The sequence below is a fragment of the Streptomyces sp. NPDC058955 genome (assembly GCF_042741435.1).
Lineage (GTDB): Bacteria > Actinomycetota > Actinomycetes > Streptomycetales > Streptomycetaceae > Streptomyces.
Genome location: NZ_JBHYKM010000023.1, coordinates 39,019 through 60,624 on the forward strand (window position 1 = coordinate 39,019; position 21,606 = coordinate 60,624).

Annotated in this window: 17 protein-coding genes and 1 tRNA gene; 11 read left to right on the plus strand and 7 right to left on the minus strand. The window is 73.7% G+C overall.

All coding sequences use genetic code 11. The features are described from left to right. Window positions 1–55: 55 nt before the first annotated feature. From ACFW1I_RS12095 to ligD, 6 genes are all read right to left on the minus strand, one after another. Window positions 56–1,342 carry an ATP-binding protein gene (locus ACFW1I_RS12095; protein WP_384669067.1) on the minus strand — a complete coding sequence of 429 codons (1,287 nt, stop codon included), beginning with the start codon at window positions 1,340–1,342 and terminating at the stop codon, window positions 56–58. After that, entirely contained in the window at window positions 1,339–2,088 is a 750-nt protein-coding gene (locus ACFW1I_RS12100; RefSeq protein ID WP_384669069.1) for a hypothetical protein, read from the minus strand. The genes ACFW1I_RS12095 and ACFW1I_RS12100 overlap by 4 nt, the downstream gene beginning before the upstream one ends. Before the next feature lie 60 nt (window positions 2,089–2,148). Next, window positions 2,149–2,904 (minus strand): NUDIX hydrolase, encoded by a 756-nt coding sequence (locus ACFW1I_RS12105; RefSeq protein WP_384669070.1) that lies wholly within the window; start codon window positions 2,902–2,904, stop codon window positions 2,149–2,151. Continuing rightward, a complete protein-coding gene (locus ACFW1I_RS12110; RefSeq protein WP_384669072.1) occupies window positions 2,901–5,120 on the minus strand; it encodes a PBS lyase in 2,220 nt (739 codons plus the stop codon). The genes ACFW1I_RS12105 and ACFW1I_RS12110 overlap by 4 nt, the downstream gene beginning before the upstream one ends. A gap of 406 nt (window positions 5,121–5,526) precedes the next feature. Next, the gene (locus ACFW1I_RS12115; RefSeq protein ID WP_384669073.1) at window positions 5,527–6,447 is read right to left on the minus strand and encodes a DNA ligase; all 921 of its coding nucleotides are present in this window, start codon (window positions 6,445–6,447) and stop codon (window positions 5,527–5,529) included. After that, window positions 6,444–7,328: a non-homologous end-joining DNA ligase gene (gene ligD / locus ACFW1I_RS12120; RefSeq protein ID WP_384669074.1), complete on the minus strand. Its 885-nt coding sequence runs from the start codon at window positions 7,326–7,328 to the stop codon at window positions 6,444–6,446. Before ligD ends, ACFW1I_RS12115 begins: the two co-directional genes overlap by 4 nt. A gap of 50 nt (window positions 7,329–7,378) precedes the next feature. Between ligD and ACFW1I_RS12125 the strand changes: the two genes are divergently transcribed. Together ACFW1I_RS12125 and ACFW1I_RS12130 are read left to right on the plus strand one after the other, a co-directional pair. Continuing rightward, window positions 7,379–8,374, plus strand: coding sequence for a Ku protein (locus tag ACFW1I_RS12125; RefSeq protein WP_384669076.1), 996 nt, complete (start codon window positions 7,379–7,381; stop codon window positions 8,372–8,374). Between the two features lie 384 nt (window positions 8,375–8,758). Next, window positions 8,759–10,261, plus strand: coding sequence for a M4 family metallopeptidase (locus ACFW1I_RS12130; RefSeq protein WP_384669107.1), 1,503 nt, complete (start codon window positions 8,759–8,761; stop codon window positions 10,259–10,261). Between the two features lie 135 nt (window positions 10,262–10,396). Here ACFW1I_RS12130 and ACFW1I_RS12135 read toward each other — a convergent pair. Next, window positions 10,397–10,468: transfer RNA gene (locus ACFW1I_RS12135), tRNA-Arg, on the minus strand. Between the two features lie 169 nt (window positions 10,469–10,637). On the opposite strand from ACFW1I_RS12135, the gene ACFW1I_RS12140 reads away from it, so the two are divergent. From ACFW1I_RS12140 to rpmE, 9 genes are all read left to right on the plus strand, one after another. After that, window positions 10,638–11,099 carry a response regulator gene (locus ACFW1I_RS12140; protein ID WP_384669108.1) on the plus strand — a complete coding sequence of 154 codons (462 nt, stop codon included), beginning with the start codon at window positions 10,638–10,640 and terminating at the stop codon, window positions 11,097–11,099. Between the two features lie 144 nt (window positions 11,100–11,243). Beyond that, window positions 11,244–12,206: an ArgS-related anticodon-binding protein NrtL gene (gene nrtL, locus ACFW1I_RS12145; RefSeq protein WP_384669077.1), complete on the plus strand. Its 963-nt coding sequence runs from the start codon at window positions 11,244–11,246 to the stop codon at window positions 12,204–12,206. 15 nt (window positions 12,207–12,221) lie between these two features. Beyond that, on the plus strand, window positions 12,222–13,613 hold the full coding sequence (gene lysA / locus ACFW1I_RS12150) for a diaminopimelate decarboxylase (protein WP_384669079.1): 1,392 nt from the start codon (window positions 12,222–12,224) through the stop codon (window positions 13,611–13,613). A 136-nt stretch (window positions 13,614–13,749) separates the two neighbouring features. Continuing rightward, window positions 13,750–15,099, plus strand: coding sequence for a homoserine dehydrogenase (locus tag ACFW1I_RS12155; protein ID WP_384669080.1), 1,350 nt, complete (start codon window positions 13,750–13,752; stop codon window positions 15,097–15,099). A gap of 6 nt (window positions 15,100–15,105) precedes the next feature. Further along, complete coding sequence (gene thrC / locus ACFW1I_RS12160) at window positions 15,106–16,176, plus strand: threonine synthase (RefSeq protein WP_384669082.1); 1,071 nt, start codon at window positions 15,106–15,108, stop codon at window positions 16,174–16,176. A gap of 321 nt (window positions 16,177–16,497) precedes the next feature. Further along, window positions 16,498–17,415 carry a homoserine kinase gene (thrB, locus tag ACFW1I_RS12165; RefSeq protein ID WP_384669083.1) on the plus strand — a complete coding sequence of 306 codons (918 nt, stop codon included), beginning with the start codon at window positions 16,498–16,500 and terminating at the stop codon, window positions 17,413–17,415. A 430-nt stretch (window positions 17,416–17,845) separates the two neighbouring features. Then, window positions 17,846–19,849 (plus strand): transcription termination factor Rho, encoded by a 2,004-nt coding sequence (gene rho, locus ACFW1I_RS12170; protein ID WP_384669085.1) that lies wholly within the window; start codon window positions 17,846–17,848, stop codon window positions 19,847–19,849. 208 nt (window positions 19,850–20,057) lie between these two features. Beyond that, on the plus strand, window positions 20,058–21,155 hold the full coding sequence (locus ACFW1I_RS12175; RefSeq protein WP_384669086.1) for an LCP family protein: 1,098 nt from the start codon (window positions 20,058–20,060) through the stop codon (window positions 21,153–21,155). Window positions 21,156–21,299: 144 nt separating this feature from the next. Then, a complete protein-coding gene (gene rpmE / locus ACFW1I_RS12180) occupies window positions 21,300–21,524 on the plus strand; it encodes a 50S ribosomal protein L31 (protein WP_030761597.1) in 225 nt (74 codons plus the stop codon). The last annotated feature ends 82 nt before the right edge of the window (window positions 21,525–21,606 follow it).

A 21,606-nucleotide genomic window follows, 5' to 3' on the forward strand; every position in this document is an offset into this window, starting at 1 on the left:
TAGCAAGCCGTATGCCGTATGTCCCTTTTGTGTGACGGTGTGCCGTGAGGGCTGTTCATCCCTCCGGGCCGTCGTCCGCGAGCCGCACGTACTCCGGCAGCCGGATCCGCGCCTCCGCCCCGCCGTCCGGGACGTTGGCGAAGGCGAGCTCCGCCCCGATCACCCCCGCCTGCCCCACCGCGATCGTCAGGCCCAGACCGTGCCCCTTGCCGCCGCTCTCGGTGCGGAAGCGCTGCGGACCGGAGGTGAGGAGGTACTCCGGATAGCCCGGCCCGTGGTCCCGCACGGTCACCGCCGGCCCGTCCACGGTCACCACCACCGGCGGGCGGCCGTGCCGGTGCGCGTTGGCGACCAGGTTGCCGAGCACGCGCTCCAGCCGCCGCCGGTCGGTCTCGACCTCCGCGTCCCGGACGATCCGCACCTCCGTCGCGGTGCCCGAGGCGCGCACCACCCGCTCGACCAGCGGCCCGAGTTCGTGCACGGCCAGGTCGACGGTCTCGTTGCGGGCGTCGAGCCGGGAGATCTCCAGCAGGTCCTCGGTCAGCCCCCGCATCGCCCGCACCCGGTCCCGCACCAGCTCCGCGGGCCGCCCCTCCGGCAGCAGCTCGGCGGCGGCCGACAGCCCGGTCAGCGGGGTCCGCAGCTCATGGGCCACGTCCGCCGTGAACCGCTGCTCGCTCTGCAGCTTGCGCTGGAGCGAGGAGGCCATGGTGTCGAGCGCCCCGGAGACCGTCGCCACCTCGTCCTGCGGGCGCCGGGGGTCCTTCGTCCGCGGGTCGTCCACGCGCGCGTCCAGGTCGCCGGCGGTGATCCGGCGGGCCACCTGCGCGGTCGCGTGCAGCCGGCGGGTGACCCGGGTGACGGCCGCGACCCCGACGGCCAGGGTCGCCGCGATCGCGAGCACCGAGGAGCCGACGATCGACCGGTCGAGGGCGTCGATGGTCCCCGCGCCGAGGCTGTGGTCGAGCCGGACGGCGAGCGCGTGCCCGTCCGCCGGGCCCGCCGCCCACACGGTGGGCCGGCCCTCGTGGTCGGCGATCATGGTGCCGCGCTCGCCGCGTGCCGTCAGCCGCCGCAGCGGCTCCGGCAGCCCGTCCGGGTCGAGCCCGGCGGACGGCGGCAGCGGCTCGCCCGCCTCGTACAGCCGGGTCACCTCCACCAGCCGGGCCAGCGCCTTCTCCCGGGCGTCCCGCTCGGTCTGCCCGGTCACCGAGACGTGCACCAGCGTGCCGAGCAGTGCGGCCAGCGCGCAGCACATCACGGCGATGAAGACCGCGGCCTTCCAGGTGAGCGTCGCGGTCCAGGCGGGCGCCCGGGGCCGGCGGGCGCGGCGCGCGGTCACGGGACGGGCTCCGGACGCGGCGAGGTGCTGCGCGGGGCCGCCGTCGGCGTGCGTACGGGCACGATCTCGTCGCGCGCCGGAAGCATGCTGTGCTGCCGCTCGTCCCACGACCACGCGGTGCGGTACTCGTACCCGGGGATCCCCGCCGAGGCGGCCCGGACGATCAGGTCCCGGCCCGCCAGCTCCACGCTGATCACCTGCTCGACCGTGGACATCACCCGGGTGAGCCCGCCCCGCTCGACGAGGTACACCCGGACGGCGACCTGCTGCTCGGGCATCCGGATCCCGACGATCAGCTCGTCCCGGCCGTTCCCCGTGAGGTCCCGGTAGTACGGCGAGAGCACCGGGCAGGCCGCCGGCGCGGTGTCGCAGGCGAGGATCGCGCGGGCGGTCTCCTCGTACATCCCGTCGCCGCCGGTGTACGTGTCGGGGTGGGCGGCCACCTCGGCCCGGACCACCGCGACCGGGTCCACGGTCCGCACGTCGGCGCCCCGCACGGTGATCCCCGGCACCCGCTCGGTGTCCGTCTCCCCGTAGTCGACGGGCGGGTCCGAGGCGGGCGGCAGCTCCGGCCAGAGCCGCACCGGCCCCACCGCCGTCTCCACCGGCCCGTCGCTCCGGAGACCGCCGTCGCCGCCGCAGCCCGCCGTCGCCACGCCGAGCACGGCGACGGCGGCGAGGGCACGGACGGCGGTGCGGACGCTCACGGGGCTCCCGGGTCGGAGGGGCGGTCTCGGAAAGACCATATGTCCAAATGGAGAAGGACATCCCTCTTCGGGGGTGGAGCCCGGCGGACACCGCGCCCGTCAGGGGCCGTCGGGGGCGGGCACGGGCACGGCTCGGCGGACGTCGCGTCCGTCAGGCGTCGTCCGGGGCGGGCGTGGCCTGGCGGGGCCGCGCCCGTCGGGGGGGGGCGGGGGGGGGGGGCGGGAGCCTGCGGCCCGGGGGCGGCGGCCGCGGGGGGGGGGGGCGGTGCGGGCGGGGGGGGGGGGGGGGGCCCCGCCCGCCGGCGGGGGGGGGGGGGGGGTGGGCGGGGGGGGCCGCCCCGGTCGGCCGTCGCCGGGGGTCGGCGACGGCAGCAGGCGCAGCGCGTCCGCGGCCGGCGGGGAGAGGGGCACGTCCGGCAGGTCGGGCAGCGGGACCCAGGCCACGGCGTCGGTGGAGCCGCCGGTCTCGGCGACCACGGGCACTCCGGCTTCGGCCTCCTCCGCGCACTCCGGCCCCTCCGGCCCCTCCGCCGCCTCCGCCCCCTCCGCCGGCTCGACGGCGTAGAAGAGCGCGGTCAGATGCCAGGTGACGCCGTCCCGCCGGACCCCGTAGCTCCGCGCGTCGAGCAGCCGGACACCGGCCGCCTCCAGACCGGTCTCCTCCCGAAGCTCCCGGACCAGTGCCTCGACGGGCTGCTCGCCCGGGTCGACGCCCCCGCCCGGCAGATGCCACAGGCCCGGCGCGAAGACCGGCGAGGCGTCCGACAGGCGCGTCAGCAGCATCCGCCCCTCGCGCACCACGAGCGCGTACGCCGACACCCGGGCCCGGACCCGGACCGGGGCCGTCCCGGTCACCCGCCGTCCCCCTCCGCCTCGGCGTGGCCCACTCCCTCCGCCGCCCGGCCCCCCGGGCGGCCCGCACCCTCCGCCGCCCGCCCCTCGCGCCACGGGCCCGGTCGTTCCATCCGGGCCAGGGCCGCGCGGCACAGGGTCAGGAGCTTCTCGTCCTGGTGGATGTCATGGCTGCCGGAGGCGCCCTCCCGGGCGTTGTGCCGCCGGCGGCGGGTCAGCTCGGTGAGGATCGGCAGCTGGGCCTCCGCCGCGGCCGGGCCCATCTCGGCGAGGCACTCGGCGATGTCCACGCGCGCGTGCCGGTTCTCCTCCCAGGCCGCGAGCAGCACCGGCAGCGCCCGCCCCGTCTCCCCGGACACCCGCCACAGGGCCGCCGCGCACCGCACCCGCTCCCACAGGTCACGCGAGGTCAGCCCCGGCCGCAGCGCCCGCGCCGCCCCGGCCGCCGCCGGGCCGATCGCGCCCAGCGCCTGCGCCGCCGCGCACCGGTCGGCGCCCGACGAACCCGGCCGCAGCCACCGCACCAGCACCGGCACCACCGCGTCCGCGTCGCCCTCGACCTCCCACAGCGCGCGCGCCGCCGTCGTGGCGACCGTCGCCGAGTCCGAGGCCAGCAGCTCCCGCAGCTCCGGTACGGCCTCCCGGGCCGCGGGCCCGAACGCGCCGAGGGTCCGCGCCGCCGCCTCCCGCACCCAGTCGCGCCGGTACCCCGGCGCCCCGCGCAGCACCCGCAGCACCTCGGGCAGCGCCTGGCCGCCCCGTACCGCCGCCAGCGCGTACAGCAGCGGCGCCGCCCGGTCGTACAGGTCCTCGTCCAGCTCCACCGCCGCCAGCCGCCGCCGCAGCAGCGGCGCGAGCCCCGCCGCGGCCGGCCCGAGGCCGTCGACCGCGTACAGCAGTTCCCGCCGCACCTCGCCCGGGCCCTGGAGCGCCCGCGCGAGCAGCGGCACGGCACGGGCGTCGCCGCTCCGCGCCAGCGCCAGCAGCGCGCCGTCCCGCCCGGTCCTGCCGGTCAGCTCCGCGAGGCCGCCGGAGGTCGCCGGCGCCCCGCCCGGCCCCCGCGCCAGGACGTCCGCGAGTGCGTCGGCCGCCGGGGCCGTCCGCTCGAAGAGCCGCTCCAGGAAGGAGGTGGCGGCCTCCCGGAGCCGCGCGTCGGGGTCGGCGAGCTGCGCGCCGACGAGCCGCACGACCTCCTCGTACCGCCCCCGCCAGAGCCGTATCAGCCCGCCGCACAGCCAGATCGCGTCCGACCGCTGCCCCGGGTCGGGGCTCCGCAGCTGCGCCACGATCAGCGCGATCCGGTCGTCCACCCGGTCGTCCAGCGCGCCGTGCAGGGTCCGCAGCAGCTCCTCCGTCCACGGCGTCCGCCGCCCCGCCACGTGCTCCTCCAGCAGCTCGCGCACCTGCCCCACGAGCGTCACCGGCATCCGCGCGGGACCCGGCTCGCCGCCCCCGTCGTCCGGCTCCGGCGCCGTCCGGATCTCCTCCAGGAGCTCCGTCACGCGCCCCACGATGTCGTCCGGGATCCGACCGGGGGAGCACCGCGCGAGCTGCGCCAGCGCCGCGAGCCGCAGCCCCGGGTCCTGGGCCGCCCGCGCCAGCCAGCCCAGCCAGTCGACGGTCTCGGCGCGCAGCGAGGCGTGCCGCAGCGCGATCCGCCCCACCGCCTCGACCAGCGCGAGCCGCACCTCGGTGTCCGGCTCCACGGTCAGCCGCTCCCGCAGCAGGGTCAGCACGCGCGCGGGGTCCGGGTGCAGCGAGGCCAGCGCCACCGGCGCGGCGAGCCGCACCTCCGGGTCGGCGTCGTCGACCAGGCCGAGGAAGACGTCGGCGCCGGCGGCGACGGCGGCGGCCGCCATCGCGAAGTTCGCGGCCGGGACGAACCCGGCGTCGTCCCCGCCGGGCCCGGCCGGCCCGTCCAGGTCGTCGTCCTCGTCGTCGAGCTCGATCCCGCCGATGCTGGTGAGCAGTTCGACGATGCCGCCGCGGTCCTGGACGACGGGATCCGCGACCAGTTCGAGCAGGAAGGGGATGCAGGCGAGCGTGGAGTCGTACACGTCGCCCTGGTGGTGGACCGCGCCGTACATGCCGTCGAGGCCGGCCTCCCGCTCGGCGGGGTCCGGCGAGGCGAGACCGCGGAGCAGCGCCGGAACGTCGTCCGCGGGGCCGTACGCGTGCCCCAGCGAGGCCCAGTCGACCTCCTCGATCCCCGTGAGCATTGCCAGGCCGCCTTCCCCGTGAGCCCTCTACCAGGCAGCAAGTGTGCACCACAGGAAGGACATCGACGCCGAACCGGCGCCACCCGCCCCACGACCGGGGAACGTTGCGCTCGGTTTGCGCCATGTACGGTGCGCGGACCCGCCGTTGTGCGCGAAAAGGCCCCCACGCGCGTGCATGAGGGCCGGGTCGCACGCGCGCGTGAGGGTGGGTTGGCGCGTGCGGGTGAGGGCGGGGTCGGCACGTGCGCGGGAGGGACCGGGGCGGCACGTGCGGGTGGGACCGGGTGGCACGCGCGCGTGCGGACCGGTTTGGCACGTACGGGTGGGGCCGGCCGAAGCCGCGGCGGTCGGCCGGCGGGGGCCGGTGGTCGCACGCGCGCGTGGGGCCGGTGGGGGAGCGGGCGTCTCACACCCCCTCGCCCCGGAACCGTACGAACGCGGGGGCGCCGGCCTGCCGTCCGGCGACCTGCCGCAGCTCCACCGCCAGCGGACGGGCGAGCCGCAGCACCGGACCGTGCTCGGGATCGGTCTCCGCCGTCAGCCCGCCGCCGGCCTCCGCGACCCGCGCCCCGGCCTGCCGCGCCTGCACCGGGGTCAGCCGGGGCACCGTCGTCAGCGTCCGCCCGTCCGGCAGCCGGACCAGCAGCGCCCGGGGCCGCCCGGCCGGCCCCACCAGCCCGATCAGCTCCGCGTCCACGGTCTCGGAGTGCCGCACCTTCCGCCAGGCCCAGGTGGCACCGGAGCGGTACGCCGAGCCCATCGCCTTGGCCACCACCCCCTCCACGCCCGCCTCCCGCAGGTCCCGGAACCAGCCGCGCGCGGTCTCCTCGTCGCCCGTCGCCAGCACCCGCTGCAGCGGCGGCCCGGCCTCGCTCAGCGCCGCGCCCAGCAGCTCCCACCGGTCCCGCAGCGGCAGCGCCCGGACGTCCCGGCCGGGCACGGCGAGCAGGTCGAAGGCGATGTACGAGACGGGCACCCCGGTCCGTACCCGGTCGGCGTGCGAACGCAGCAGATCGGTGAAGCTCAGCCGCCCCTCGCGGTACGCGCACAGCTCCCCGTCCAGCACGATCCCGGGCGGCAGCGTGGCCGCCAGCGCCGCCGCGATGTCCGGGAACTCGGGGGCGAGGTCGCGCCGGGACCGCGACTGGAGCACCACCCGCCCGCCCTCCAGGACGAAGGCGAGCGCCCGGAAGCCGTCGAGCTTGAGCGAGTACTGGAGCTCCCGCGGCGGCGGCGCCTGCGCCGGGATCTCCTCCACCGACCGCGGCCGCATGACGTCCACCGGCGGCACGAGCACGACCCCGCCCCCACCGGCGTCGCCGTTCACGGCACGCCCCCCGCCCGCCCCGCGTCGAACAGGGGCCCCAGCAGCTCCCCGTACCGCTCCAGACGTGGCGCGATGTCGCCCATCACGAAGGCCAGGTCCGCCGGGTCCGCGCACGCCTCGACCTCCTCCCAGGTGACCGGCGCGGAGACGGTGGGCCGCTCCCGGGCCCGGAGGGTGTAGGGGGTGGCGGTGGTCTTGGCGGCGGCGTTCTGGCTGTGGTCGACGAAGACCTTCCCGGCGCGCAGCGCCTTCGTCATCCGGTGCGTGACCAGCCGCGGCAGCTCCGCCTCCGCCTCGACGGCGAGCCGCTTCGCGTACGCGGAGACCTGCCCGGACGGCGTCGGCACCACCGGGACCAGCAGATGGAGCCCCTTGGCGCCGGAGGTCTTGGCGAAGGCGGTCAGACCGTCCCCGGCGAGCCGTTCGCGCAGGTGGAGCGCGACCCGGCAGCAGTCGACGACGGTGGCCGGCGGCCCCGGGTCGAGATCGAGGACCAGCCGGTCGGCGACGGCGGGGGAGGCGGCGGTCCACTGCGGGGTGTGGAACTCCACGACCAGGTTGGACGCCCACACCAGCGACGGCAGGTCCTGGACCATCACCTGCCGGGCGCGCGGGTCCTCGGTGCGCGGCACGGGCGTGGTGGCCACCCAGGCGGGCGTACCGGGCGGCGGATTCTTGGTGAAGAAGAGCTGCCCGCCGGGCCCGTCCGGATAGCGCAGGAAGGAGACGGGCCGGTCGCGCAGATGCGGCAGGATCGCGGCCTCGACGGTGGCGTAGTAGTGCAGCAGCTCGCCCTTGGTGGTGCCCGTGGCGGGGTGGATGACCTTGCCGAGGTTGCTGAGCGTGATGCGCCGCCCCGCCACCTCTGTGATGGGCGTCATACGATGAGACTCCCATGTTTCCCGCCGGACCGGTACGAAGGGGACGAATCGTGCGATCGATCTGGAACGGCGCCATATCCTTCGGCCTGGTCAGCATCCCGATCAAGCTGGTGAACGCCACCGAGAGCCGGTCCGTCTCCTTCCGCCAGATCCACGCCGCGGACGGCGGCCGGATCCGCTACCGGAAGGTCTGCGAGCTGGACGGCGAGGAGGTCGGGCAGGCCGAGATCGGGAAGGCGTACGAGGACGCCGACGGGACCATGATCCCGATCACCGACGAGGACCTGGCCGCGCTGCCGCTGCCCACGGCCAAGACGATCGAGATCGTCGCCTTCGTCCCGGCCGGCGACATCGACCCGCTCCAGATGGACGCCGCGTACTACCTCTCGGCGAACGGGGTGCCGGCCGCCAAGCCGTACACGCTCCTGCGGGAGGCGCTGAAGCGCAGCGACAAGGTGGCGGTGGCGAAGTACGCCCTCCGGGGCCGGGAGCGGCTCGGCATGCTCCGGGTCGTGGACGACGTGATCGCCATGCACGGCCTGCTCTGGCCCGATGAGATCCGCGCGCCGGAGGGCGTGGCCCCGGAGACCCCGGTGACGGTCCGTGACGCCGAACTCGACCTGGCGGACGCCCTGATGGCCACCCTCGGCGAGGTCGACATCAGCACCCTCCACGACGACTACCGCGAGGCGGTGGAGGAGATGATCGCGGCGAAGGCGGCGGGCGGGGAGGGCGTGGCGCCCCCGGAGCCGGGCGAGGAGGGCGGCGGCGGCCAGGTGATCGACCTGATGGCGGCGCTGGAGAAGAGCGTCCGCGAGGCGAAGGAGGCCCGCGGCGAACCGGCCGCGGTCACGGACATCACGAGCCGCCCGGCGAAGAAGGCCCCGGCGAAGAAGGCGGCGGCGAAGAAGACGACGCCCGCGAAGAAGACGGCCGAGAAGGCGACGGCGGCGAAGAAGACGGCAGCCAAGAAAGCAACGAAGGCGACGAAGGCGACGAAGACAACGAAGACGGCGAAGGCGGCACCGAGGAAGCGCACCGCCTGACCCCGGGACGCCCCTGAACCACCATCGGCCCCCTGTCTCCCTCCCGGAGACAGGGGGCCGAATCATGCCCGAACCGCACCCGTACCGCACCCGAACCGCACCCGTACTGCGCCCGCACCGCGCCCGTACCGCACCCGAACCGCGCCCGCCCCGCGGTCGGTTGACATGCCGCATAGCGGACAGCCCACGCCGTCCTTCGGACAACAGATGGTCAAATTCTTGTTGCATACCTGTCAAAGATCCCGTTCTCCTGGCACGCTCCCCTCCGCGTCACCCCCCACATGAACCCCCACGCGTTTCAGCGAAGGAGCCCGCGTGATCCGCCAGCAGTCCTCGCACCGCCGGACCGTCGTCCGCACCGCCGCCCTCGCCGCCACGGCCGCCATGGTCGTCGTCGGAGTCCAGACCGGAACGGCCGGAGCCGCGGTCGTCAACGAGACCGGCACCGAGGCCGGGGCCACCGCCCTCGTCCTCAGCGCCCCCCAGCGGGCCGCCGCGATCCAGCAGGCCCAGTCGTCGGCCGCCGCCACCGCCCGCGCGCTCGGCCTCGCCGACAAGGAGAAGCTGGTCGTCCGCGACGTCGTCAAGGACGCGGACGGCACCGTCCACACGCGGTACGAGCGCACCTACGAGGGCCTGCCGGTCCTCGGCGGCGACCTCGTCGTCCACCAGAAGAAGAACGGCGCCCGCTCCACCACCAAGGCGACCTCGGCCCGCATCTCCGTGCCGACCACCGTGTCCGCCACCGAGGCGCGCGAAGGCGCCCGCAAGGTGATCTGGGCGGCCGGCGGCAAGCCCGTCCTCGCCTGGGAGACCGTGGAGATGGGCCACCAGCACGACGGCACGCCGAGCGAGCGCCACGTCATCACGGACGCCGCCACCGGCAAGGAGCTGCACTCCTACGAGGCGATCGAGACGGGCGTCGGCAACACCCAGTACAGCGGCCAGGTCACCCTCGGCACCTCGCCCGGTTTCACCCTCACGGACGCCGCCCGCGGCGGCCACAAGACGTACGACCTGAAGGGCGCCACCAGCGGCACCGGCACCCTCTTCACCAACTCCACCGACACGTGGGGCAACGGCCTGGCGAGCAACCGCGAGACCGCGGCCGCCGACGCCCACTACGGCGCGGCCGTCACCTGGGACTTCTACAAGAACGAGCTCGGCCGCAACGGCATCCGCGGCGACGGCGTCGCCGCCTACTCCCGCGTCCACTACGGCAACGCCTACGTCAACGCCTTCTGGTCCGACTCCTGCTTCTGCATGACGTACGGAGACGGCGCCGGCAACGCCAAGCCGCTGACCTCCCTCGACGTCGCCGGCCACGAGATGACCCACGGCCTGACCGCCTCCACGGCGAACCTCCGCTACAGCAAGGAGTCCGGCGGCCTCAACGAGGCCACCTCCGACATCCTCGGCACCTCGGTCGAGTTCTACGCCAACAACGCCACCGACGCGGGCGACTACCTCATCGGCGAGAAGATCGACATCCGCGGCAACGGCACCCCGCTCCGCTACATGGACAAGCCCAGCAAGGACGGCAACTCCGCCGACTACTGGTCCAGCAGCCTCGGCCGCCTCGACGTCCACTACTCCTCGGGCCCGGCCAACCACTTCTTCTACCTCCTGGCGGAAGGCAGCGGCACCAAGACCATCAACGGAGTCGTCCACAACTCCCCGACCTACGACAACTCCACCCTCACCGGCATAGGCCGCCAGAAGGCCTACCAGATCTGGTACAAGGCCCTCTCCACCTACATGACCTCCTCCACCACCTACGCCGGCGCCCGCACCGCCACCCTCTCCGCCGCGTCGGACCTCTACGGCGCGACCTCCCCCGAATACAACGCGGTCAACGCCGCCTGGAAGGCCGTCAACGTCAAGTGACGTAAACCCCCCGTGCCCCCGGCCCCGAACCGGGGGCACACCCCTACCCGGCCCCCACGCGCCACCCAGACAAGCAAAAGACCCCGTGATCAGCGTCTCCACTGATCACGGGGTCTTTCGGCACTTCCTGCGAAGTGCCCCCGGCAGGATTCGAACCTGCGCACACGGCTCCGGAGGCCGTTGCTCTATCCCCTGAGCTACGGGGGCGTTGTCGCTGCTTGGCGGCGACGGGTGAAACCTTACCAGCTCTCGCGGGGTGCCTGTGAACAGGTATTTCCGGGGCGTCACCAGGGGGGTGTTCGCTCGCACGGGTCGGAAGTGGGCAAAACCCGGACGCAGCCCCTCGGGGCGGCCTACTCTCGTTCACGTGTCAGGCATGTCCGGGCGGGTGCTCGTTGTCGACGACAACAAGGTCATCCGGCAGTTGATCAGGGTCAATCTCGAACTCGAGGGGTTCGAGGTCGTGACCGCGGCCGATGGCGCCGAGTGTCTGGACGTCGTGCATCGCGTCCGGCCAGACGTCGTCACCCTCGACGTCGTCATGCCACGGCTCGACGGCATCAAGACCGCCCAGCGGCTGCGGGAGGATCCGCGGACCCGGCATCTGCCCGTGGCCATCATCAGCGCCGGCGGGGAGGGCGAGGCCGCCCCGGCGGCGGACGCGTTCCTCGCCAAGCCCTTCGAGCCGGCGGAGCTCGTACGGGTCGTCCGGCAACTGCTGCACCGGGAGCCCCGGCAGCGGCGACAGGCCGGTGCGCCCGACGCGGGAGAGGAGCCGTCCGCAGGGGACGGTGGCCAGGGCAGACCCGCGGCCGGGAGCGTACGCCCCGGGCGGTGAGTGTCAGTTCCGTGTCGGTGTCGGTGTCGGTGTCGGTCGGGGAGGGTGGTTCCGACCTGGGGGTTTCCTGCTCGGGGGGCCGTGGGTGCCCGGATGGCGAAACCGGTTCGCGTTCCGACCCCCCTCCTCCCCTAGGCTGGGACCGTGACCCCCGCGGACCTCTCCCTCACCGTGCAGCACGCCGTGCGCCGTGCGGTCGCCGAGGGTGCGCTGCGGGTCGACGTCCCCCCGCGCGTGAAGGTCGAGAAGGCCCGGCCCGGAGGGGTGGGGGAGTACGCCAGCAGCGTCGCCCTCTCCCTCGCCCGGCCCGCCGGACGCCCCGCGCTCGACGTCGCCACCGTGCTCAAGGAGCGGCTGGACGGCGCCGCCGGGATCCTCGCCGTGGACATCACCGGGCCCGGCTTCCTGAACTTCACCCTCCGGCCCCAGGACGGCGCCGCGCTCGTCCGGGCCGTCCGGACCGCCGGGCTCGCCTACGGGCGGAGTGACGCGCTCGCCGGGGACACCGTCCGGTTCGAGCCGCCCGTCGAGGCCCGCGCCGCCGTGATCGTCGACTGTCTGACCGGGCTGCTGCGCGGCCAGGGCGCCGACGCCGGCGTCGAGGCCGGCGGCGAGCGGCCGTACGTCCACCCCGGTACGGACGAGACCGAGGCGCTCGGGACCGACGCCGCCCGGTGGCGGCTGCTGCGGGCCGCCCCGCACGACCGGCCCCTCGACGGGCCCCCGCTCCTCGTACGGCACGAGCGCAATCCGCTCTTCCGCGTCCAGTACGCCCACTCCCGCGCCCGGCGGCTCCTCGTCAACGGCCGGCAGTTCGGGGTCCTCCCCGACGACGGGACCGACGTCGAGCACCCGCTCCTCGGGCTGCTCCGCGACCACCCCGAGGTCCTCCTCGCCGCCGCCCGCCACCGCGCCCCCGACCGGGTCGCCCGGCACCTCGAAGCCGTCGCCGACGCGCTGCTCGGCTTCCAGCACAGCGTTCTGCCGCTCGGCGACGAGAAACCCTCGGCCGCCCACCGCTCCCGGCTCGCGCTCGCCGAAGCCGCCGGGACGGTGCTCGCCGGTGGCCTCTCCGTGCTCGGCATCAGCGCACCCGACCGGATCTGAAAGAGCTGACCAGACATGAGCCGTTCCGCCCACCCCGCCGGCCCCCGCCACGCCGACGTCCTCCCCGAGGGCCACTACACCGCGCCGCCCGCCGACCTGAACACGCTCGACCCCAAGGTGTGGGCGCGGACCGTCGCCCGCGACGAGCAGGGCGTCGCGACCATCGGCGGACTGCGCGTCACCGACCTCGCCGAGGAGTTCGGGACCCCCGCCTACTTCCTCGACGAGACCGACTTCCGCACCCGCTGCCGCGCCTGGGCCGACGCCTTCGGCCAGGACGCCGACGTCTTCTACGCCGGCAAGGCGTTCCTCTCCCGCGCCGTCGTCCGCTGGCTGCACGAGGAGGGGCTCAACCTCGACGTCTGCTCCGGCGGCGAGCTGTCCACCGCGCTCTCCGCCGGGATGCCCGCCGAGCGGATCGCCTTCCACGGCAACAACAAGAGCGAGGCCGAGATCCGGCGGGCCGTCGAGGTCGGCGTCGGCCGGATCGTCCTCGACTCCTTCCAGGAGATCGTCCGGGTCGCCCACATCGCCCAGTCGCTCGGCAAGCGGCAGCGCGTCCAGATCCGCGTCACCGTCGGCGTCGAGGCGCACACCCACGAGTTCATCGCCACCGCCCACGAGGACCAGAAGTTCGGCATCGCCCTCGCCGGCGGACAGGCCGCCGAGGCCGTGCGCCGGGCGCTGAAGCTCGACGGCCTGGAGCTCATCGGCATCCACTCGCACATCGGCTCGCAGATCTTCGACATGGCCGGCTTCGAGGTCTCCGCCCGCCGCGTCGTCCAGCTCCTCGCCGAGGTGCGCGACGAGCACGGCGTCGAGCTGCCCGAGATCGACCTCGGCGGCGGCCTCGGCATCGCGTACACCTCCGAGGACGACCCGCGCGAGCCGCACGAGATCGCCAAGGCGCTCGGCGAGATCGTCACCCGCGAGTGCGAGGCCGCCGGACTGCGCACCCCCCGGATCTCCGTCGAGCCCGGCCGCGCCATCGTCGGTCCGACCGCCTTCACCCTGTACCGGGTCGGCACCATCAAGCCCCTCGACGGGCTGCGCACGTACGTGAGCGTCGACGGCGGCATGTCGGACAACATCCGCACCGCCCTCTACGACGCCGAGTACAGCGTCAGCCTCGTCTCCCGCGTCAGCGACGCCGAGCCGATGCTCTCCCGGGTCGTCGGCAAGCACTGCGAGAGCGGCGACATCGTCGTCCGCGACGCCTTCCTCCCCGCCGACCTGGCGCCCGGCGACCTGATCGCCGTGCCCGCCACCGGCGCGTACTGCCGCTCCATGGCGAGCAACTACAACCACGCCCTCCGGCCGCCCGTGGTGGCGGTCCGCGACGGCGAAGCAAGGGTCATCGTCCGGCGCGAGACGGAGGAAGATCTCCTGCGTCTCGACGTCGGCTGATGAAATAGTCGGGTGGTGGAATCGATGTCTCAGGATCCGGACGGACGGCTGAATCGCCCGTCCGGTGAGTGAGACTGGTTCCCACCCCCGTCAGAACCGTAGAGATACGAATCAGAAGTACGAGAAACGAGGTCGGATGATGCGTACGCGTCCGCTGAAGGTGGCGCTGCTGGGCTGTGGAGTTGTCGGCTCCGAGGTGGCGCGCATCATGACGACGCACGCCGACGACCTCGCCGCGCGCATCGGCGCGCCGATCGAGCTCGCCGGCGTCGCCGTCCGCCGGCCCGACAAGGTCCGCGGCGGCATCGACCCCGCGCTGATCACCACCGACGCGACCGCCCTGGTGAAACGCGGGGACATCGACGTCGTCGTCGAGGTCATCGGCGGGATCGAGCCGGCCCGCACCCTCATCACCACCGCGTTCGAGCACGGCGCCTCCGTGGTCTCCGCCAACAAGGCGCTGCTCGCCCAGGACGGTGCGACCCTCTACGCCGCCGCCGAGCAGCACGGCCAGGACCTCTATTACGAGGCCGCCGTCGCCGGCGCCATCCCGCTGATCCGGCCGCTCCGCGAGTCCCTCGCCGGCGACAAGATCAACCGGGTGATGGGCATCGTCAACGGCACCACGAACTTCATCCTCGACAAGATGGACTCGACCGGCGCCGGCTACCAGGAGGCCCTGGACGAGGCCACCGCGCTCGGATACGCCGAGGCCGACCCGACCGCCGACGTCGAGGGCTTCGACGCCGCCGCCAAGGCCGCCATCCTCGCCGGGATCGCCTTCCACACGCGCGTGCGCCTCGACGACGTCTACCGCGAGGGCATGACCGAGGTCACCGCCGCCGACTTCGCCTCCGCCAAGCAGATGGGCTGCACCATCAAGCTGCTCGCGATCTGCGAGCGGGCCGCCGACGGCGGGTCCGTCACCGCGCGCGTGCACCCCGCGATGATCCCGCTGAGCCACCCGCTGGCCTCCGTCCGCGAGGCGTACAACGCGGTCTTCGTCGAGGCGGAGGCCGCCGGGCGGCTCATGTTCTACGGCCCCGGCGCCGGCGGTTCGCCGACCGCCTCGGCCGTCCTCGGCGACATCGTCGCCGTCTGCCGCAACCGTCTCAACGAGGCGACGGGCCCCGGCGAGTCCGCGTACACCCAGCTGCCCGTGAGCACCATGGGCGACGTGGTGACGCGGTACCACATCAGTCTCGACGTGGCCGACAAGCCGGGCGTCCTCGCCCAGGTCGCGACGGTCTTCGCCGAGCACGGCGTATCGATCGATACCGTGCGCCAGCAGGGCAGGAATGTAAGCAGCGGCGACGCAGTCGCCTCCGTTGAGGGTGGCGGCGGGCGACGGGAGGGCGGCGAGGCGTCCCTCGTCGTCGTCACCCACCGCGCGGCCGACGCCGCCCTCTCCGGGACGGTCGAGGCGCTGCGCAAGCTCGACACCGTGCGCGGTGTCGCCAGCATCATGCGTGTTGAAGGGGAGTAAGGACCCATGACCAACAAGGGCACCCACCAGTGGCGCGGCATCATCGAGGAGTACCGGGACCGCCTTCCGGTCACGGACACGACGCCGGTCGTCACGCTCCGTGAGGGCGGTACGCCGCTCGTCCCCGCTCAGGTCCTCTCCGAGCGCACGGGCTGCGAGGTGCACCTCAAGGTCGAGGGCGCCAACCCCACCGGTTCCTTCAAGGACCGGGGCATGACGATGGCCATCACCCGGGCCAAGGAGGAGGGTGCCAAGGCGGTCATCTGCGCCTCCACCGGCAACACCTCCGCCTCCGCTGCCGCGTACGCGGTGCGGGCCGGGATGGTCTCGGCCGTGCTGGTGCCCCAGGGCAAGATCGCGCTCGGCAAGATGGGCCAGGCCCTCGTGCACGGCGCGAAGATCCTCCAGGTCGACGGCAACTTCGACGACTGCCTGACGCTGGCCCGCTCGCTCTCCGAGAACTACCCGGTGGCGCTGGTCAATTCGGTCAACCCGGTCCGCATCGAGGGCCAGAAGACCGCCGCGTTCGAGATCGTGGACATGCTGGGCGACGCCCCCGACATCCACGTGCTGCCCGTCGGCAACGCCGGCAACATCACGGCCTACTGGAAGGGCTACACCGAGTACGCCGCCGACGGCATGGCCACCCGCCGGCCGCGCATGTGGGGCTTCCAGGCGTCCGGTTCGGCCCCGCTGGTGCGCGGCGAGGTCGTCAAGGACCCGTCGACCATCGCCACCGCGATCCGCATCGGCAACCCGGCCTCGTGGCAGTACGCGATCGCCGCGCGCGACGAATCGGGCGGCTTCATCGACGAGGTGACGGACCGTGAGATCCTGCGCGCCTACCGCCTGTTGGCCGCGCAGGAGGGCGTCTTCGTGGAGCCCGCCTCGGCAGCCTCGGTCGCCGGTCTGCTGAAGGCCGCCGAGCAGGGCAAGGTCGACCCGGGCCAGCGGATCGTCTGCACGGTCACCGGGAACGGCCTGAAGGACCCCGACTGGGCCGTCGCCGGCGCCCCGCAGCCGGTCACCGTCCCGGTGGACGCCGCGGCCGCCGCCGAGCGGCTCGGACTGGCCTGATCCCGACGCCCCGAACGGGGGAGTGGATGCTCGGGAGCGAGCGGAAACTCCCCCGACCGGGTGAGGCCCCTGGTCGAAACCCGATCAGGAACGTACATAGGCGCACAGGTTGGCGCGCGACACGCATCGTGCGCCTCCCGTGCGCCCTATGTCGCCACAGAACCTTCCTTCGATAGGCTGTACCGAACCCGCCCCGGCGCATGTGCGCGGTGTCGTCGCCGTGGTCGCCTCTTCGCGACCGAACGGCCGAAACGGCCCCCCGGGTTCCCCAGCACTTCTCTTGAACACCCCGTTGCCGCAGTCAAGGAGAGTCATCGAGCGATGGCCGGTCCCGCGTTCCGCGCCGCCGCCGTACGGGTGCGCGTCCCCGCCACCAGCGCCAACCTCGGCCCGGGCTTCGACGCCTTCGGCCTGTCGCTGGGCCTCTACGACGACGTCGTCGTCCGGGTCGCCGACTCCGGGCTGCACATCGACATCGCCGGAGAGGGCGCCGAGACGCTCCCGCGCGACGAGAAGCACCTGCTCGTACGCTCCCTGCGCACGGCCTTCGACCTGCTCGGCGGGCAGCCGCGCGGCCTGGAGGTCGTCTGCGCCAACCGGATCCCGCACGGCCGCGGCCTCGGCTCCTCCTCCGCCGCCATCTGCGCCGGCATCGTCGCCGCCCGCGCCGTGACCATAGGCGGGGACGCCAAGCTCGACGAGGCCGCCCTCCTGGAGCTGGCCACCGAGATCGAGGGCCACCCCGACAACGTCGCCGCCTGTCTGTTCGGCGGCTTCACCCTCGCGTGGACCGAGGCCGGCGCCGCGCGGGCGATCAGGATGGATCCCTCGGATTCCATCGTTCCGGTGGTTTTCGTGCCCGGGAAGCCGGTGCTGACCGAGACCGCCCGGGGCCTGCTGCCGCGCACCGTCCCGCACGTGGACGCCGCCGCCAACGCCGGTCGCGCCGCCCTCCTCGTCGAGGCCCTGACCCGCCGCCCCGAGCTGCTGCTCGCGGCCACCGAGGACCGGCTGCACCAGGAGTACCGGGCCCCCGCGATGCCGGAGAGCATCGCACTGGTGAACCGGCTGCGGGCGGACGGCGTGCCCGCGGTCATCTCCGGCGCGGGCCCCACGGTCCTCGCGCTGGCCGACAACGGGACGGCCGACAAGGTCGCCCTGCTCGCGGGCGAGGGCTGGGCCGCCAACCGGCTCGACCTCGACGCGTCCGGAGCGAGCGTGCTGCCGCTGGCGCCCTGACGGCGCGGCGGCGGACGCCGTACGGGACGCCGGGCAGCGTCCTGAACACGCGATTGCCGGTGAGTGAGAGGGGGAATGTTTGTTGGAGCCGGTAGTGTTAACCTCAAGTCTGCACCCGACCTCTTTGTGGAGCGGTGCGGAGTGTCCCCTCAGGGACCACCCATTCTTCCGGGAGCCTCCCCAACTGCCTGAGCAGCCTGCCTGAGCAGTTTCGAGCACGCTCCGGAACCGGCACGACACCCCTCGCTCTTTCCACGCGAGGGCCGAGCAGGGGGCGCTCGGGCCGGACCCACAGCACGTTTTCTCTCCTCTCGCCGCATCCCGGCGGGACCACCGCCCCGGACACGGTCCGCCAACCAGGACCGCTGCCGGACAGCACAACCGGTCGCCGAGCCACAGGGCCGACGTCCGCTCCAGGGAAGGACCCTTCGTGAGCGACACCACCGATCTGATGGGCGTGACTGCCGACGACACCGTCGACGCCGCCGCGCCCGCCGCAGGTGCTGCCAGTGGCGGCACCGCACGGCGCCGCCGCTCCGGCACCGGCCTCGAGGGCATGGTCCTGGCCGAGCTGCAGCAGGTCGCGTCCGGCCTCGGCATCAGGGGCACCGCGCGGATGCGCAAGAGCCAGCTGATCGAGGTCATCAAGGAGGCGCAGGCCGGTTCCGGCTCCGCCGCCCCCGCCAAGACCGAGGCCGCCGCCGAGGCCAAGCCGAAGCGCCGCGCCACCTCCAAGGCCCGCACGGGCGAGACCGCCGAGGCCGCCGAGCCGAAGGCGGAGAAGGCCGAGCCGGCCCCCGCCCAGCAGCAGATCGACATCCCGGGCCAGCCGTCGAAGTCCGCCGAGCAGGCCGACGAGCAGCCGGCCGGCGAGCGCCGCCGCCGCCGTGCCACCGCCCCCGCCGGTTCGCCGGAGGGTGCCGAGGGCGCGCAGGCCGTGAAGACCGAGACGCGTACCGAGGCCAAGGGCGAGCCGCAGGGCGACAAGGCCGAGGCCGCCGTCGACGGCGCCGAGGGCCGCAGCCGCCGGGACCGCCGCGACCGCCGCGACCGCCAGCGCGAGCGCGGCAAGGGCGACGACCAGCAGCAGGGCGGCGGCCAGCGCAAGGACCAGCAGCGCCAGGGCCAGGGCCAGCAGCAGGGCCAGGGCCAGGGTCAGGGACCGCAGGGCGGCGGCTTCCAGGACGACGACGACTTCGAGGGTGGCCGTCGCGGCCGGCGCGGCCGCTACCGCGACCGCCGCGGGCGTCGCGGGCGCGACGAGTTCGCCGCCGGCGAGCCGCAGGTCTCCGACGACGACGTCCTGATCCCCGTCGCGGGCATCCTCGACATCCTCGACAACTACGCGTTCATCCGGACCTCCGGCTACCTGCCCGGTCCGAACGACGTGTACGTCTCCCTCGCCCAGGTCCGCAAGAGCGGTCTGCGCAAGGGCGACCACCTCACCGGCGCGGTCCGCCAGCCGAAGGAGGGCGAGCGCCGCGAGAAGTTCAACGCGCTGGTCCGCCTGGACTCGGTCAACGGCATGGCGCCGGACTCCGGCCGCGGCCGCCCCGAGTTCAACAAGCTGACCCCGCTCTACCCGCAGGACCGGCTCCGCCTGGAGACCGACCCGGGCGTGCTGACCACGCGGATCATCGACCTCGTGTCGCCGATCGGCAAGGGCCAGCGCGGTCTGATCGTGGCCCCGCCGAAGACCGGCAAGACCATGATCATGCAGGCGATCGCCAACGCGATCACCCACAACAACCCCGAGTGCCACCTGATGGTCGTCCTGGTCGACGAGCGTCCGGAAGAGGTCACCGACATGCAGCGGTCGGTGAAGGGCGAGGTCATCTCCTCGACCTTCGACCGCCCGGCCGAGGACCACACCACCGTCGCCGAGCTGGCCATCGAGCGCGCCAAGCGCCTCGTCGAGCTGGGTCACGACGTGGTCGTCCTGCTGGACTCCATCACCCGCCTGGGCCGCGCGTACAACCTCGCGGCGCCCGCCTCCGGCCGCATCCTGTCCGGTGGTGTCGACTCGACCGCGCTCTACCCGCCGAAGCGCTTCTTCGGTGCCGCGCGCAACATCGAGGACGGCGGCTCGCTGACCATCCTGGCCACCGCGCTGGTCGACACCGGCTCGCGCATGGACGAGGTGATCTTCGAGGAGTTCAAGGGCACCGGCAACATGGAGCTCAAGCTCGACCGGAAGCTCGCCGACAAGCGGATCTTCCCGGCCGTCGACGTCGACGCCTCGGGCACCCGCAAGGAGGAGATCCTCCTCGGCAGCGACGAGCTCGCCGTCACCTGGAAGCTCCGCCGCGTGCTGCACGCGCTCGACCAGCAGCAGGCCATCGAGCTGCTCCTGGACAAGCTCAAGCAGACGAAGTCGAACGGCGAGTTCCTGCTGCAGATCCAGAAGACGACGCCGGGCGGCAACAACGACTGAGGTCGAGGAGACCTCGGTCACACGACGGAGGTCGGCCCCACGGCCGTAACCCGTTCGTGACCTGCGCGAACACGGTGCCCGCCACTCATCGAGTGGCGGGCACCGTGCGTTGCCGACAGCTCGCTCACCGAAACCTCACAGGTCCGTATGCAACCCTTTCGGGTGCTTCGCCGTCACAAAAGGTGAACCATAGGCCCGAGGGAAGACGATGACCGAGCAGATCCAGAGCGGGCGCGCACGCGGAGGCGCCACCGGACGCCGCCGCAAACCGCCCGCCAAGCGCCGCCGACGCACGGGCATAGCCGTGTCCGGCGCCCTCGCCGTGCTCGTGCTGGCCGGCGCCGGACTCGGCTACGTGTTCCTCAAGCTCGACGGGAACCTCCAGGGCGTCGACATCAACGCCCAGCTGGGCGCCGACCGCCCCAAGAACGTCGACAACGGCTCGATGGACATCCTCGTCCTCGGCTCCGACTCCCGCTCCGGCGACAACGGCGCCTACGGCAAGGACGAGGGCGGCGCCCGCTCCGACACCGCGATGGTCGTCCACGTCTACGAGGGCCACAAGAAGGCGAGCGTCGTCTCCATCCCGCGCGACACCCTCGTCGACCGCCCCGCCTGCACCGACGGGCAGGGCACCGAGGTCGCCGGCGAGAGCCGCGCCATGTTCAACACCGCGTACGAGGTCGGCGGCCCCGCCTGCGCCGTCAAGACCGTCGAGGCCATGTCCGGCATCCGCATGGACCACTACATCGAGGTCGACTTCACCGGCTTCAAGAAGCTCATCGACACCCTCGGCGGCGTCGAGATCACCACCACCCGGGCCATCAAGGACTCCAAGAGCCACCTCGACCTGGAGCCCGGCACCCACACCCTCGACGGCGAGCAGTCCCTCGGTCTCGTCCGCACCCGCAAGAGCGTCGGCGACGGCAGCGACCTCGGCCGCATCCAGCTCCAGCAGGCGTTCATGAAGGCGTTCATCGAGCAGGTCAAGGGCATCGGCCTCGGCACCAACCCCAAGAAGCTCCTGGACGTCGCCGACGCCGCCACCAAGGCCATCACCCCGGACTCCGAGCTCGACACCGTCCAGGAGCTGATGGGCTTCGCCCAGGGCCTCACCGGCATCTCCGCCGGAAACGTCCACATGGTGACACTTCCCGTCCAGTACGACCCCGCGGACCCCAACCGGGTCGTCCCCGTCGAGGAGAAGGCGCAGCAGGTCTGGACGGCCCTGGAGGGCGACCGCCCGATCCCCGCCTCGGCCACGAAGGACACCGCCACCGGCAAGGCCGAGGGCGTCGTCCGCTAGACCCGCGGCCCCCGGGAATACCGCCGCCCGCACCCCGGTTTGGGGAGATGCGGCCGGTCCTGGCAGACTGGTACGTCGGCCCCGGTTCACGTCCGCCGCAACCCGCGGCGACGACCCGGCGCCCTCCCGGAACTAGGAGACACCTTGAAGCGCGAGATCCACCCCGAGTACGTCGAGACCCAGGTCAGCTGCACCTGTGGCGCGTCGTTCACCACCCGCAGCACCCTGACCGAGGGCACCATCCGTGCCGAGGTCTGCTCCGAGTGCCACCCGTTCTACACGGGCAAGCAGAAGATCCTCGACACGGGTGGCCGCGTCGCCCGCTTCGAGGCCCGCTTCGGCAAGGCCGCCGGCTCCGCCAAGAAGTAGCGAGCCCCCGCGCCCGGCCTGGGGCCCCCCCCCCCCGGGGGGGCCGGGCCCGGGGGGGGTGGGGGGGGGTGGCACAGACAGA